This window comes from Streptococcus sp. 2_1_36FAA, assembly GCF_000161955.2.
Taxonomy (GTDB): Bacteria; Bacillota; Bacilli; order Lactobacillales; family Streptococcaceae; genus Streptococcus; species Streptococcus gordonii.
Window position 1 is genome coordinate 490,088 of sequence record NZ_KI391974.1, and the last position, 14,167, is coordinate 504,254.

General features: G+C 39.7%; 13 protein-coding genes and 1 tRNA gene. 1 reads left to right on the top strand and 13 read right to left on the bottom strand.

Annotated features, from left to right (window positions below):
- Positions 1 to 30: 30 nt before the first annotated feature.
- From dagK to HMPREF0847_RS04825, 4 genes are all read right to left on the bottom strand, one after another.
- A complete protein-coding gene (dagK, locus tag HMPREF0847_RS04810) occupies positions 31 to 429 on the bottom strand; it encodes a diacylglycerol kinase (protein WP_008809070.1) in 399 nt (132 codons plus the stop codon).
- Complete coding sequence (gene ybeY / locus HMPREF0847_RS04815; RefSeq protein ID WP_008809071.1) at positions 410 to 907, bottom strand: rRNA maturation RNase YbeY; 498 nt, start codon at positions 905 to 907, stop codon at positions 410 to 412. The genes dagK and ybeY overlap by 20 nt, the downstream gene beginning before the upstream one ends.
- Before the next feature lie 224 nt (positions 908 to 1,131).
- A tRNA-Thr gene (locus HMPREF0847_RS04820) sits at positions 1,132 to 1,204 on the bottom strand.
- 50 nt (positions 1,205 to 1,254) lie between these two features.
- Entirely contained in the window at positions 1,255 to 1,824 is a 570-nt protein-coding gene (locus HMPREF0847_RS04825) for a GNAT family N-acetyltransferase (RefSeq protein ID WP_008809072.1), read from the bottom strand.
- Between the two features lie 192 nt (positions 1,825 to 2,016).
- Between HMPREF0847_RS04825 and ald the strand changes: the two genes are divergently transcribed.
- Positions 2,017 to 3,129, top strand: a complete 1,113-nt coding sequence (ald, locus tag HMPREF0847_RS04830) for an alanine dehydrogenase (protein WP_008809073.1) — start codon at positions 2,017 to 2,019, stop codon at positions 3,127 to 3,129.
- 210 nt (positions 3,130 to 3,339) lie between these two features.
- Here ald and HMPREF0847_RS04835 read toward each other — a convergent pair whose 3' ends face one another.
- The 9 genes from HMPREF0847_RS04835 to recN form a co-directional block, all read right to left on the bottom strand.
- A complete protein-coding gene (locus HMPREF0847_RS04835; RefSeq protein WP_020992682.1) occupies positions 3,340 to 6,999 on the bottom strand; it encodes an LPXTG-anchored SHIRT domain periscope protein in 3,660 nt (1,219 codons plus the stop codon).
- Positions 7,000 to 7,386: 387 nt separating this feature from the next.
- Positions 7,387 to 8,385: a PhoH family protein gene (locus tag HMPREF0847_RS04840; RefSeq protein ID WP_008809075.1), complete on the bottom strand. Its 999-nt coding sequence runs from the start codon at positions 8,383 to 8,385 to the stop codon at positions 7,387 to 7,389.
- Positions 8,386 to 8,470: 85 nt separating this feature from the next.
- Positions 8,471 to 8,686 carry a YozE family protein gene (locus HMPREF0847_RS04845; protein ID WP_008809076.1) on the bottom strand — a complete coding sequence of 72 codons (216 nt, stop codon included), beginning with the start codon at positions 8,684 to 8,686 and terminating at the stop codon, positions 8,471 to 8,473.
- Between the two features lie 109 nt (positions 8,687 to 8,795).
- Positions 8,796 to 9,488: a phosphoglycerate mutase gene (locus HMPREF0847_RS04850; protein WP_008809077.1), complete on the bottom strand. Its 693-nt coding sequence runs from the start codon at positions 9,486 to 9,488 to the stop codon at positions 8,796 to 8,798.
- Positions 9,489 to 9,649: 161 nt separating this feature from the next.
- Entirely contained in the window at positions 9,650 to 10,120 is a 471-nt protein-coding gene (gene perR / locus HMPREF0847_RS04855) for a peroxide-responsive transcriptional repressor PerR (RefSeq protein WP_008809078.1), read from the bottom strand.
- A 300-nt stretch (positions 10,121 to 10,420) separates the two neighbouring features.
- Positions 10,421 to 10,696, bottom strand: a complete 276-nt coding sequence (locus HMPREF0847_RS04860; protein ID WP_008809079.1) for an HU family DNA-binding protein — start codon at positions 10,694 to 10,696, stop codon at positions 10,421 to 10,423.
- 144 nt (positions 10,697 to 10,840) lie between these two features.
- On the bottom strand, positions 10,841 to 11,674 hold the full coding sequence (locus HMPREF0847_RS04865) for a DegV family protein (protein ID WP_008809080.1): 834 nt from the start codon (positions 11,672 to 11,674) through the stop codon (positions 10,841 to 10,843).
- A 63-nt stretch (positions 11,675 to 11,737) separates the two neighbouring features.
- A complete protein-coding gene (locus HMPREF0847_RS04870) occupies positions 11,738 to 12,466 on the bottom strand; it encodes a metallophosphoesterase (protein WP_008809081.1) in 729 nt (242 codons plus the stop codon).
- Between the two features lie 37 nt (positions 12,467 to 12,503).
- Positions 12,504 to 14,162 (bottom strand): DNA repair protein RecN, encoded by a 1,659-nt coding sequence (gene recN, locus HMPREF0847_RS04875; protein ID WP_008809082.1) that lies wholly within the window; start codon positions 14,160 to 14,162, stop codon positions 12,504 to 12,506.
- Positions 14,163 to 14,167: the final 5 nt, after the last annotated feature.

The window sequence follows — 14,167 nt, forward strand, 5'->3', positions numbered from 1 at the left end:
AATCGGCAGTCTCCCCCGATTTTCAAATCTTTAAAAAATCCAGTCCCAAATTTTAGGAACAAAAATGATCAAACCTGTGATTACTGCAAAACCAGAAATCACTAAAACAGCCCCAGCCGCCATATCTTTAGCATTCTTAGCCAACATAGAAAAGTGATAGTCACTGGCCAAGTCTACTACATTTTCAATGGCTGAATTAACAATCTCAAATGAGACAACCAAAAAAATACTCAATAGCAAAAACAGCCATTCTATGGCAGAAACTCGAAAAATCAAACCCGCAATCACTACAAGAACAGCAGAAAAAGCATGCTTCTGCATATTTCGTTCTTCTTTAATAGCAGTAAAAATCCCTGTTAAGGCAAATTCCAGACTCGAGACGACATCTCGGTTTTTCCATTTGCGTTTATTATTCCCTTGTGAGTCCATAGGCCGTCAAAATCTCTTCCTGTAAACCAAACATTTCTGCTTCTTCTTCCGGTGTATAGTGATCATAGCCGTTGATATGCAGAAAACCATGCACTGCCAAAAAGCCCATTTCCCGTTCAAAGCTGTGGCCATATTCTTCTGCCTGCTCACGCGCCTTATCCACCGAAATGAATAACTCGCCGATATAGGCATCAAAATCATCTAACATCTCAGCCAGTTCAGGATGATTCAGTAAATCTTCCTCATCAATAGCGATGTCTAGCTCAGGCTTGTATTCTAGGCTGATAACATCTGTTGGTCGGTCCGTATCTCGATATTCCAAGTTAAGCTCATAACTACGCTCATTAGTTACAAAAGTTACAGCCATTTCTTTCTTTTCCTTGCCCGTTTTTTGGGCAGCAAATTCCAAAATATCTTGGGTCTGTTTGATGATTTCTTCTGAAACCTGACCCGTTTCATCAACTATTTCTATATACATATCACACCTACTTTACTTGTATCACCTTTATTATATCATAATCGAGGCTAGATAATAGCTAGGAATTTTCTTTTTTCAAAATAGCAGAGCAGATTCGTCAAACTCTCATTGCAAAAACAAAAGAAGCTATTTTTATTTTTCCCCTACCAAAAACTTTTCCTTTTACTAGCTGCTTTCGTTGACAAAAAGAAAAGGCTGGGAAGACCCAACCTTGTTCTACAAGATGCTAATTGCCGGGATCGAACCGGCGACCTCATCCTTACCATGGATGCGCTCTGCCAACTGAGCTAAATCAGCGTACCTATCTACTATACCATGCAGATAGGTGCTTGTCAATACTTGCCGACTCATTTATCCGCAAAATATTGCTCTTTGGTCAGGCCATAGTAGACTCGCGTCACTAGACGGCCTTTTTCATGTTTGTCCAAACTTGCATAAGGTTCCTCATGAGAAAAAATCATTCCAGATTTTTGCATCACACGGCCAGAAGCTGGATTAGCCTTATCGTGTAAAGCTAAAAGTTTATTCATCCCAATTTCTTCAAAAGCTAATTTTATGACTGCACAATTAGCCTCTGTCGTGTAGCCTTGGTTCCAGTACCTTTTATTAATAACATAGCCAATAGCTGCTGTCTTTAAATCTAGGTTTATTTTATGGAGATCGATGGTTCCAATAAACTGACCACTAGATTTTACTTCTATTCCCCAACGTCCCAAAGGGTTAGCCAGGTAAAATAGAGCAATATTATTACGAGTCTCTTCTAAGCTTTTGTTTGTCTCAAAAGTATAGCGAGTATTCTCCTCATCTGATGCATATTCAAACATTGCTGGTGCATCATCTAAAGTTACAGGACGCAAAACTAGTCTATCTGTCTCCAGTCTAGTGTGTCTAGATAGTTTAACATAAATATTTTCCATTATCGTCCTCCTTTTTGTTTTTAAGCATATCATAAGTAATCAATCAAAGCAAGACGTCATTTTCTCCTTGCAATTTGTGCCTCTTTTATATAAAATGATTACATTAAATTAGAATAATGAGAATAAGATGATTTAAGGTATATTCTTAAATCAAAGTCTTTGTTCACATGTATTTAGATAAGGAGAAATACAATGTTAATCGGTATTCCAAAAGAAATCAAAAATAATGAAAATCGTGTAGCGTTGACACCTGCTGGTGTTCACAGTTTAGTTGGTAAAGGCCATGAAGTTCTGATTGAGACGAATGCAGGACTTGGTTCTGGCTTTTCGGATGCAGACTACGAGAAACAAGGTGCAAAAATCGTTCCTACTGCTGCAGAAGCTTGGGCGGCTGAACTTGTAGTCAAAGTTAAAGAGCCTTTAGAAGCTGAATACGACTTCCTTCGTGATGACCTCTTGCTCTTTACCTATCTGCACATGGCTGCCGCTCCTGAGTTAGCTGATGCTATGACGAGTGCCAAGACGACTGGTTTGGCCTATGAAACCGTACGCGATCAAGATGGACAATTGCCACTCTTGGTACCAATGAGTGAGGTCGCTGGACGGATGGCTGTCCAAATCGGAGCCCACTTCTTGACTAAACAAGAAGGAGGATCTGGTGTCTTATTAGGTGGTGTACCAGGTGTTCCTAAAGGGAAAGTAACCATCATCGGTGGTGGTGTCGTAGGAACTCATGCCGCTCGTATCGCTCTTGGACTAGGTGCTCAGGTAACTATTCTTGATATCAGCGCTAAGCGTTTGTCTATCTTAGAAGATGTCTTTGGCCATCAAATCCAGACCCTCATGTCTAATCCTTTCAATATCGAAGCTAGTGTTCGAGAAGCAGATGTCGTGATTGGCGCAGTACTCATTCCTGGTGCGAAGGCTCCAAAATTAGTGACAGACGATATGGTTAAGCAAATGCGTCCAGGCTCTGTCATTGTAGACGTAGCTGTTGACCAAGGCGGTGTCATTGAAACAGCTGACCGCGTAACGACTCACACTGAGCCTGTCTATGAAAAACACGGTGTCCTCCACTATGCAGTTGCAAATATCCCTGGCGCTGTAGCCCGCACATCTACTATCGCTTTAACCAATGTTACCCTTCCTTACGTCGAAGCCTTGGCAGAAAAAGGATTCAGAAAAGCTATTGCAGATGATGAGGGATTACGTCAAGGTGTCACAACCTACCAAGGTCACATTACTAGTCAGCCTGTTGCAGAAGGCCTAAATAAGGACTACACTTCGATTGATGAACTCGTTTAGTTAATCTACTTAGTTCATATAAACACCTTAAATAGAAGCCAAATTTTTCAAAATACAAAATCAGAACCACTCGCTTAACGAGTGGTTCTTTTGTTATTCACCTTACAAAAATAGACAGACTAAAAGTCACATAAAAAGAGAGAACGAACTCGTTCTCTCTCATGATATGATAAAGAATCAATATTTAGATTCCTTATTCAGCTGAAAATTCTAAGCTTTACCTTTCTTACAAACTACGTAACCAACTAGACCTGCGAAAGCAAAACCAATCATTGAAAGAAGAACGGTAGAAGTTTCACCTGTATTTGGCAAAAGATTCTTATTTTTAGTAGATGATTCACCAATACTTGGTAAAACATTCTTGTTTTTAACAGAAGATTCACCAGTGCCTGGTAAAACATTCTTATTTTTAGTCGTAGCTTCTTCTGATTTAGTATTATTTCCGGAACCTTTATGTGGTGTTAAAGCTGGGGTGAATTCCCATGTTCCTACAAACTTAACATCTGAACCGTTGACAGTCTCTGAAGTCTTATCGTATGATTTGAAACTCCAAGTACCTTCTGATGTCTTAACCTCTGTTTTACTTAGTTGCGTTGGAGTCGCTTGACTGCCATCTTTCAGATCTGTTTGGTCTGCTGGAAGCAGATCTTTTACTTCTTGTGGAAGTTCTTTACCTGGAGTTCCGCTGACAAACTCGTGAGTGGCTTTATAAGTTGGGGATGGGATGAATTCCCAGGTGCCTACAAACTTAACATCCGCTCCATTGATAGTTTCTGAAGTCTTGTCATAGGACTTGAAGCTCCAAGTACCTTCTGATGTCTTAACCTCTGTTTTACTTGGTTGATTTGGAGTCACTTGACTGCCATCTTTCAGATCTGTTTGGTCTGCTGGAAGCAGATCTTTTACTTCTTGTGGAAGTTCTTTACCTGGGGTTCCACTAACAAACTCGTGAACTGCTTTATGAGTCACAGTTGGAGCTGGGCTCGCTGTAAATTCCCATGTCCCTACAAACTTAACATCTGAACCGTTGACAGTCTCTGAAGTCTTGTCATAGGACTTGAAGCTCCATGTGCCTTCTGATGTCTTAACCTCTGTTTTACTTGGTTGCATTGGAGTCACTTGACTGCCATCTTTCAGATCTGTTTGGTCTCCTGGAAGCAAGGCTTTTACTTCTTGTGGAAGTTCTTTTCCTGGAGTTCCGCTGACAAACTCGTGAACTGCTTTATGAGTCACAGTTGGAGCTGGGTTCGCTGTAAATTCCCATGTCCCTACAAACTTAACATCTGAACCATCAATAGTCTCCGAAGTCTTGTCATATGACTTGAAGCTCCAAGTACCTTCTGATGTCTTAACCTCTGTTTTACTTGGTTGCGTTGGCGTTGCTTGACTACCATCTTTCAAGTCTGTTTGGTCTCCTGGAAGCAGATCTTTTACTTCTTGTGGAAGTTCTTTACCTGGAGTTCCACTGACAAACTCATGAGTAGCTTTATAAGTTGGGGATGGGGTGAATTCCCAGGTGCCTACGAAGTGTGCGTCCGCTCCATTGATGGTTTCAGACGGCTTGTCGTAGGACTTGAAGCTCCAAGTGCCTTCAGTTGTCTTAACCTCTGTTTTACTTGGTTGCGTTGGCGTTGCTTGACTACCGTCTTTCAAGTCTGTTTGATCTACTGGAAGCAAGGCTTTTACTTCTTGTGGAAGCTCTTTGCCTGGAGTTCCGCTGACGAACTCGTGAGTTGCCTTGTAGGTTGGAGCAGGGCTTGCTGTAAATTCCCATGTCCCTACAAACTTAAGATCTGAACCATTAATGGTCTCTGAAGTCCTGTCGTATGACTTGAAGCTCCAAGTACCTTCTGCTGTCTTAACCTCTGTTTTACTTGGTTGCGTTGGAGTCACTTGACTTCCGTCTTTCAGATCTGTTTGATCTACTGGAAGCAGGGCCTTCACTTCTTGTGGAAGTTCTTTACCTGGGGTTCCACTAACAAACTCGTGAGTAGCTTTGTAGGTTGGCGCCGGGGTGAATTCCCATGTTCCTACAAACTTAACATCCGCTCTATTGATAGTTTCAGATGGCTTGTCATATGACTTGAAGCTCCAGGTGCCTTCTGTTGTCTTAACCTCTGTTTTACTTGGTTGCGTTGGAGTCGCTTGAATACCATCTTTCAGATCTGTTTGGTCTACTGGAAGCAGGTCTTTCACTTCTTGTGGAAGCTCTTTGCCTGGAGTTCCACTCACAAACTCGTGAGTTGCCTTGTAGGTTGGCGCCGGGGTGAATTCCCAGGTGCCTACAAACTTAACATCCGCTCCATTGATAGTTTCAGATGGCTTGTCATATGACTTGAAGCTCCAGGTGCCTTCTGACGTCTTAACTTCCGTTTTACTTGGTTGAGTCGGGGTTACTTGGCTTCCATTAGATAAATTCTTTTCTGTTGCTGGAAGCAAGTCTTTCACTTCTTGTGGTAGTTCTTTACCTGGAGTTCCACTCACAAACTCATGATGCTTTTCATAAAGAAGAGCAGTACTTACCTGATTAGAAGGAGCTGATAAATTATCAACATGCAATGTTACAGTGTTGTCGATTTTTTCAGAACCTTTTTCTTCTACCTTTTTGTTTGTAGCAGTTTTATAGGTAATAATGATATCAGTCGAAGAGTTCCCTTTTAGGTATTCAGGTGTCATTTTAACAGTAACTGTTTGACCTGTCTTTTCAATCGTATAATCACGACCTTCTTGCAGAGTTACTCCACCTGATTCAACTTTAAGTTCTTTATAATCCAAACGCTCATCAAATTTTTGAACCATTTCAATAGATGAAGGGGCTGCTAAAATGTCCTTACCTGGAACCGGAACTTTAAAAGTAGCTTTATATGTTACATCTTGTCCTTCCTTAGCTGGAATCTCAGCTGGATCTACCTCAAGAACTGGTCGCGGATCAATCTTTTCAATATAAAGCCCAAATACCGCCGAGCAGGTTTCGGTTGATGAATAACCGAAATTCATACTGTTACTATTTGAACGAAGCGCTAAACCTGAAACATTGTTTTCATTGTAACTACCACCTGTTATTTGAGTGGCAATCCATGAAGTACGGTCACTTGCTTCTTCCTGTACCAAAACATTGGCATTGTTCATTAATCGAAGATTTACATCATTCTGATAGTTTTTAACGTAGAATGTTTCCTTCAAATTATTTGCATCAATCGCATCAATATCAGTTGGTTTCATGACTAATTTTAAGTCAGTCTCTGTTCCATCTGCATAGCGAATTTCTGCAGTTACATCAGCATCAATCCAAAATGCCTTATTCATGATGTAATCATGATTCGCATCCACATAAGGGACATTCCCAATTTCAAATGCATTGCTTTCCCATAATTCAGAAATTGAGAAAAATTCAACAGTAGATTTTTGAGCGCTATTCATCTCAGATTCTGCTTGAGCAGTGTTTAGATAGTGCAGGGTTACTTTATTGAAATTTAGATAAGCATCTACTTGCTTACCATTAACGGTTCCAATATTTGTGAATTTTAGAGAAAGAGGATTTTCAAAAACTTGATCCTGTTTTTTACTTTTATCTACTTTGAGAGTAAAGTTCTCCATCTCACCTGGATAGGCACCACCACTTAGATATTCATAATGGGGATTTGATAAATGAAATTGATCAACAGATTGTGATTTGGATAAAACACTGACATTGTTGATATTCAAATTAAACTTACGAATATCTAGGGTAGAGATATCCGTTCCATTTTTAATCTCTTCTAACGCAGCATAAGACTGGATTGGAAGAAGAAAAATAGAAAAAAATAAAACCATTAGGCCGATAAACGCCTTCGTTTTTCTACCAAAATTGGTGGCAAATCGCATCTTCATCCGACTTCTCCTTTTCATAATTTATCTCCATATTAAAAATGATCCGTATCCAATCATTTTTAATAGACATATTCACCATATTCTATCACAAAAATATTGTAAATGAAAGTAGTATCAAGAAAATAATTACTATTTTTTGTTTTTCTATTCCTTCTCTCTACGATACATATATTAACGATATTATCATCTTATAAAGACAAAAATTTCGCCTTTTATACCAGATTTTTTACTGTCCAATTTTCAATTTTGTTGCACACCTTATTGCGCCAGATTTTTTCAATACGTCTAACGCACAATTATATTTGGTAGTTTTTGGTCCTAATATTACGAATCAAATCAGACTAAAAATCGCAGAATAAAAAGCAGAAATCAATCTGCTCTTTTTCTTTATTCAGTTTCCTTCTCTACTACTTCAGAGGTGTCAGATTGGGTAGGATTTGCCGGTTCATAAGCTCGAATAATCTGCGCCACCACAGGATGTCGAACCACGTCTTTAGCCGAGAAATGCACAAAGTCAATCTGAGAAATATTTTTTAATTTTTCCTGGGCATCAATGAGTCCTGATTTAACATTGTGAGGTAGGTCAACCTGGCTAATATCTCCATTCACAATCATCTTGGACTGGAAGCCCAGCCGAGTTAGAAACATTTTCATCTGCATGATGGTCGTGTTTTGCGCTTCATCTAGAATCACAAAGGCATCATCTAGCGTCCGGCCCCGCATATAGGCCAGGGGAGCAATCTCAATGATTTCTCGCTCCATGAGGCGTGTCGTCTGGTCCTTACCCAAAATTTGATACAAGGCATCATAGACCGGCCGCAGATAAGGATCTACCTTTTCCTTAAGGTCACCAGGCAGAAAGCCCAGACTTTCACCTGCCTCCACTGCTGGACGTGTCAATATGATTCGTTTGACCTGTCCACGTTTGAGAGCTGTCACAGCCAAAGTCACCGCCAGAAAGGTCTTCCCTGTTCCGGCTGGCCCGATCCCAAAGACAATATCATGATTTTTAACGCTATCCACATATATCTTCTGGCCAAGTGTCTTGACCCGAATCGGCTTACCGTAACTATCCTTGATGATTTCTTCTTCATAAAGGGCAACAAACTTATCAATCTCATCATTTTTGGCCATAGTAATTGCTGTTACCACATCAGGCGTTCCAATTGTCATGCCACGATTGACCAAGACCAAGAGAGCTTGAATCACCTGGCGAGCCTCCTCACAGGAAGCCTCCGTACCTAAAATCTGCACAATCTCGGTCCGGGCATGGATGGTGACTTTCAATTCCTGCTCCATCAGACGCAGATGTCGTTCATTAGATCCAAAAAGGTGGAATGAGTCATCTGGATGGCTCAATTTAATTTCTACTGAATGTTCCTGCAAACAAAGAACCTCTCTCATTTGTATTTTTTATGGATTACCTCTATTATATCAAAGCAAGCCCAAAAAGACTATTTGGAACCTTTCTCTAATGCGCTTGATATTCCTCCCAAATAGCATCAAAGTCGCCTAGATTAAAAGGAAAATTAGCATGCTCTTCCAAGAAACGACTGACCTCGTCAAAATCGTCTGTGTGCTTGGGAAAAGCTGTATCTTGAAAAGCTAAATCTGCTAAAATCGCCTTTGGTTCATTGCTTTTTGGATTGCGCTCAGTCATGAGCCAACTATAAAATGATTTTCTCACATAAATCCTTTCTGTCACAATTCTGTAGAATTGCACATGCTTTAAATATACTGTCTATTATATCAAATAAATCAAAAACAGAAAGCCTAAGCCTCCTGTTTTATAATCATTATTTTCCAAGGTAGTATTCTTTTACCACGTTCAATTTTTCGTCGAATTCAAATACCAATGGTGGGAAGTTAGGAATTTCCACACCCATGATTTCGTCATCTGACAATTGTTTGATGTGTTTTACAAGGGCACGGATAGAGTTACCGTGAGCTCCTACGAATACGTTTTTACCGTCTTTAAGTGCTGGAGCGATTTTGTCTTCCCAGAATGGAAGGGCACGTTCCAAAGTCACTTTCAAGTTTTCAGCATCTGGGATAACTGAGTCGTCAAGTGAAGCGTAACGACGGTCAGTGTGTGCTGAGTATTCGTCATCACGAGGCATTGCAGGTGGCAACACATCGTATGAACGACGCCAGATGTGAACTTGCTCATCACCAAATTGTTCAGCAGCTTCAGCCTTGTTTTTACCAGTCAAACCACCGTAGTGACGTTCATTCAAGCGCCATGATTTTTCAACTGGAACCCACAATTGGTCAGCAGCTTCAAGAGCCAAGTTTGTTGTTTTGATCGCACGTTTCAATACTGAAGTGTAAGCTTGGTCAAATTCGATACCAGCTTCTTTGATCAATTTACCAGCGTCAATCGCTTGTTGTGTCCCTTTATCAGACAAATCAACATCAGCCCAACCAGTGAAAAGGTTAGCTTTGTTCCATTCAGACTCACCGTGGCGAGCAAAAACTAATTTTACCATTAGAAATTCTCCTTTAATTTTTGAAAACTGTCATACAGCTACCATTATATTTTACAAAATTTTTCCTTAAAAAGCTAGTCTCAGTAAGATATTTGTGATATTTTTAACCAGAATATTGGAGCTAGCAAAAAGGGAAAGCAGTCCCAACTTCCCCTCTATTATTAACTAGCTTCCTGCTGTCGGGCCACACAATCTGGACAGATACCATAGACCACCATTTGACTCTTAGTGATCTGATATCCCGTCTGGTCTGCAGCTTCTTGCTGAACATCTGGTAAATCCAAATCCATATCAGCAATCCGACCACATTTTTCGCATATAACATTAAGGTGCTGATGCCCCATAAAATCGTAATAAGTCGTAGTGTCATTCCGAACCTTAAGCTCGGAAACAAATCCCTCATCAATGAGAACCTTGAGATTATTGTAAACTGTTGCCAGGCTCATATTTGGAAATGCAGGCAGTAGAGCCTGATAAATCATGTCAGCACTGGGATGATCATGGCTTTGGATAATAAAATCAATCACAGCCTTTCGAGTCTCTGTAATACGGACTCCTTTTTCTCTCAAATGGTTTAGTACATCTTGATAGTACTCTTTATTCTGGTCCATATGGTGCTTATGTTCTTTCATATTCTTCTTCCCTATTCTTACTAGCTACCTACATTATATCATGTATTAGCTATCTTGACTATTAAGAATGATTGTAATTAAGAAAATTTAAAATAACCGCCCTTCAAACTCGTGATTAAACCAGTAAGAACATCAAAGTATTAGTCTAAAGCTAAGATCCGAATTCCAGTTACCTCTGATATGAACTACACCATATATGTAAGGAAAACAATTACTTTGTCCCCTTCTTGCCCCTTTGACACAAGAAAAGCCTATTGCACAACGCCGAAACGTTGATACAATAGGCTTTGAAAATCAAGATTATTTAACAGCGTCTTTAAGTGCTTTACCTGCTTTGAAAGCTGGAACTTTAGAAGCTGCGATTTTGATTTCTTTACCAGTTTGTGGGTTGCGACCTTTACGAGCTGCACGTTCACGAACTTCAAAGTTACCAAAACCGATCAATTGAACTTTTTCACCTTTTGAAAGGTATTCAGTTACAGCTGCAAATACTGCATCAACAGCTGCTGCTGAGTCTTTTTTAGTCAATTCTGTAGCTGCTGCTACTTTTGCAATCAAATCTTGTTTGTTAGCCATTTAACAAATCCTCCAAAAATTTTATGGGGTAATGAATACCCTAACATGTACTATCATAACTTAAAAACGTTTTTAGGTCAAGCCTAAAACAACGTTTTTACAATTTTTCTAGGCTGATTTCCTTTGATTTTTCTTATTTAATACTTAGCGGTATCGAATTAAAATTGCCCAAGCATTTTCGCCAGTATGTGTTTGAATAATCGACCCAGTTTCGAGTACAGAAATTGATTTTTCAACAAACTTTTGCAATCTTTCTTTCATTTCTGTAGCATAAGCAGGAGTTCCTGCATAGGAAATACCAATTTCTTCTATATCTACATTCGTCAACTTATCCTCCAGCTCATTCAACCATTTTTTAAAGGTTTTATCCCCTCGGCCTTTTACAATTGTTTGGAGCTGGTGATTTTTCATTTGCATCACTACTCGGATATTAAGCAATGAGCTGATTAAGCCAGTCACCCGACCGATTCGCCCACCCTTAACCAAGTTTTCAAGAGTCGAAACACCAATATAAAGTTCGGATTTTTCTTTTACTTCTTCTATTCTTTGTAAAATCTCATCCAATTCAGCACCATCTTTAGCTAGTTTAGCAGCCTCTACCACCTGAAATTTAAGAGCCTGATCGGTAAAAGAGCTATCAATGATGGTCACATCTGCATTAGCTAGAGTAGCGCCCTGCCTTGCTGCTTCAATAGTACCAGACAAAGCATGTGACATATGAATAGCTACGATATGATCAGCTGTTTCTGCCAGTGTTTCAAACACCTCAGCAAAGACTCCCACCGGAGGCTGACTAGTTTTCGGTAAATTCTTACTTTCCTTCATCAGGCGTAAAAACTCACCCTCTTTTAAATCTGAATCTGAATAAACTACACCGTCAACCATGACAGAGAGCGGAACAATTGTGATATCTAAATCTTTTACAACTTCTGGTTCAATCGTGACGGAAGAATCGGTTACAATTTTTATTTTTGCCATTTTTTCCCTACTTATTGCATTTATTGTTTTTATTATATCAAAATAATTTCAATTTTGGAATGGCTAACCTTCTAAAGAACATTGGTCATTTCTTATAAAGTAATGCTCTTTAATCCCCGAATCGTCAAGGAGCAGTCCGTGCAAGACTCCACCATAGACAGCACCGCCATCCATACCAATTTTCCCATCTGATGTCTGCCAAAGCTGACTGATCCCCGGTTTTTCATGGAAAAGATAAAAAGTTGGTGTATGGCCAAACACTATCGTCTTCCCTGTACGATTGTCTCCTTCATGGAAAGGAGCTCGAATCCAGACTTTTTGATAGTCGGAAGTATCGTGCCAATCATCCAAGTCTAATTCAATCCCAGCATGAACAAAAATATATTTATCTGTCTCCATCACAAAAGGCATTTTACGGATAAATTCAACTAAATCTGGTGCCTTTTCTAAAACAGCTTGCGCATCCAATACTGCGTCAACAGGAGCATCCAAAGGCCGTCCCAAAATAGAATTAATAGTTGTATCCCCACCATTTCGGCGGTAATGGTCATAAGACTTAGCTGGATTATCCAACCAAGTCAGAAACATAAACTCATGATTTCCTGATAAGCAAATCGATCCTTGCTGATTTACCAAGTCTCTAACTTTCTCTAAAACAGCTCGGCTATTTTCCCCACGATCAATCAAATCACCTAAAAAGACCAGCTGAGAATGACCATCCCACTTTTGCAATAAGTCATTTAGCATGTCATACTTGCCATGAACATCCCCAATAACAAAGTAATCAGTCATCTTTCTCCCCCTCTTGATCAAAAGTACTTCTGCAAGCCTATTTCTTTAATAATTCACGCGCCTGGCTCAAAGCGGCTTCTGTTACATTTTCACCAGCTAACATCTTAGCAATTTCTTCCACTCGCTCATCGAAGTCCAAGAGACGAACAGTTGAAACAGTAGAATTTTCATCAGAAATTTTTTCAATAAAGAATTGGTTGTCTGCAATGGCAATGACTTGTGGCAGATGAGAGATTGCTAAAACCTGACCATTACTGCCAATCTTATGGATTTTTTGTGCAATAGCTTGGGCTACACGACCCGAAACTCCTGTATCAACTTCGTCAAAGACTATACTAGTCTTTCCTTCTTTCCGAGAGAAAGCTGATTTAATTGCAAGCATTAGACGAGATAATTCCCCACCTGATGCAACCTTAACTAAAGGCTTAAAGTTTTCTCCAGGATTAGTTGAAATATAAAACTCAACTTGCTCATTTCCTTCACGGTTAAACTTGCTCTTGTTAAATTGAACTTGAAAATTCGCTTTTTCCATATAGAGATCTTGCAGTTCCTGCTTAATTTCCGACTCAAGTTGTTTAGCTAAAGTATGCCTTGCTTGGCTAAGCTGTCCAGCCAAATTCACCAACCGCTTTTCTAACTCTTTAAGTTCTGCCTCTAAATCTTCAGAAGATGAATGACTACCTGTCAGTAGCTGGTACTCTTTCGAAATTTGCGAAAAATATTCTAGAACATCATCTACTTGGCCACCATATTTTCGAGTGATACTGTTAATTAAATCTAAACGACTTTCAACCTGCATCAGGCGGTTGCCATCAAAATCCAGTCCATCTAAAATGTCTTCCAACCGTTTAGTCACATCTTCCAGAACGTAATAGGTCTCAGAAAGACTAGAAGATAATTCCTTGTATGTTGGGTCATATTCTTCAATAGACTCCATATCGTTCATAGCTGAACGCACATTAGCCAAACTAGAAAAATCCTCATTATCCAACATAGCGTATGCATTGGTCAAGGTATCAGCAATCAGCTTGTGATTGAGTAAGCGATCACGTTCTTGGTGGAGAGCTTTGTCTTCACCAGTTTTCAAGGAAGCACTATCAATTTCAGCCATCTGAAATTCTAGCATTTCAATGCGAGCCTTATGCTCCTCTTGATTTTTATGCAAGGTCAGAACCTGTTTGCGAAGCTGACGATAGTGATCAAAGGTTTCTTGATAGAAAGCTTTCAAGGCAACGAAATCCTCATCTCCAAACTCGTCCAGCATGGCTATATGAAGCTGAGGGCGCATTAATTCTTCCTGATCGTGTTGACCATGAATATCTACTAAATGTTGACCAATAGCCTTCAAAACTGATAGATTAACTAACTGTCCATTAACCCGGCTGACGCTACGGCCATTTTGCAGAATTTCTCGGCGGATAATAAGCTCATCAGTCAATTCCAAGCCCTGCTCTTCAAAAATTGCTTCTATAGCTGAGCTATTCTCCAATGAAAACAATCCTTCAATTTCTGCCTTAGTAGCTCCATGACGAATAACATCTGTAGTAGCACGGCTACCCAGCATCATATTCATAGCATCGATAATGATAGACTTTCCTGCCCCAGTTTCTCCGGTCAGGACTGTCATCCCTTGGTCAAAATGAAGAGAGATTTCTTCAATAATAGCAAAGTTTTTTATAGAAATTTCTAATAACATGGCTT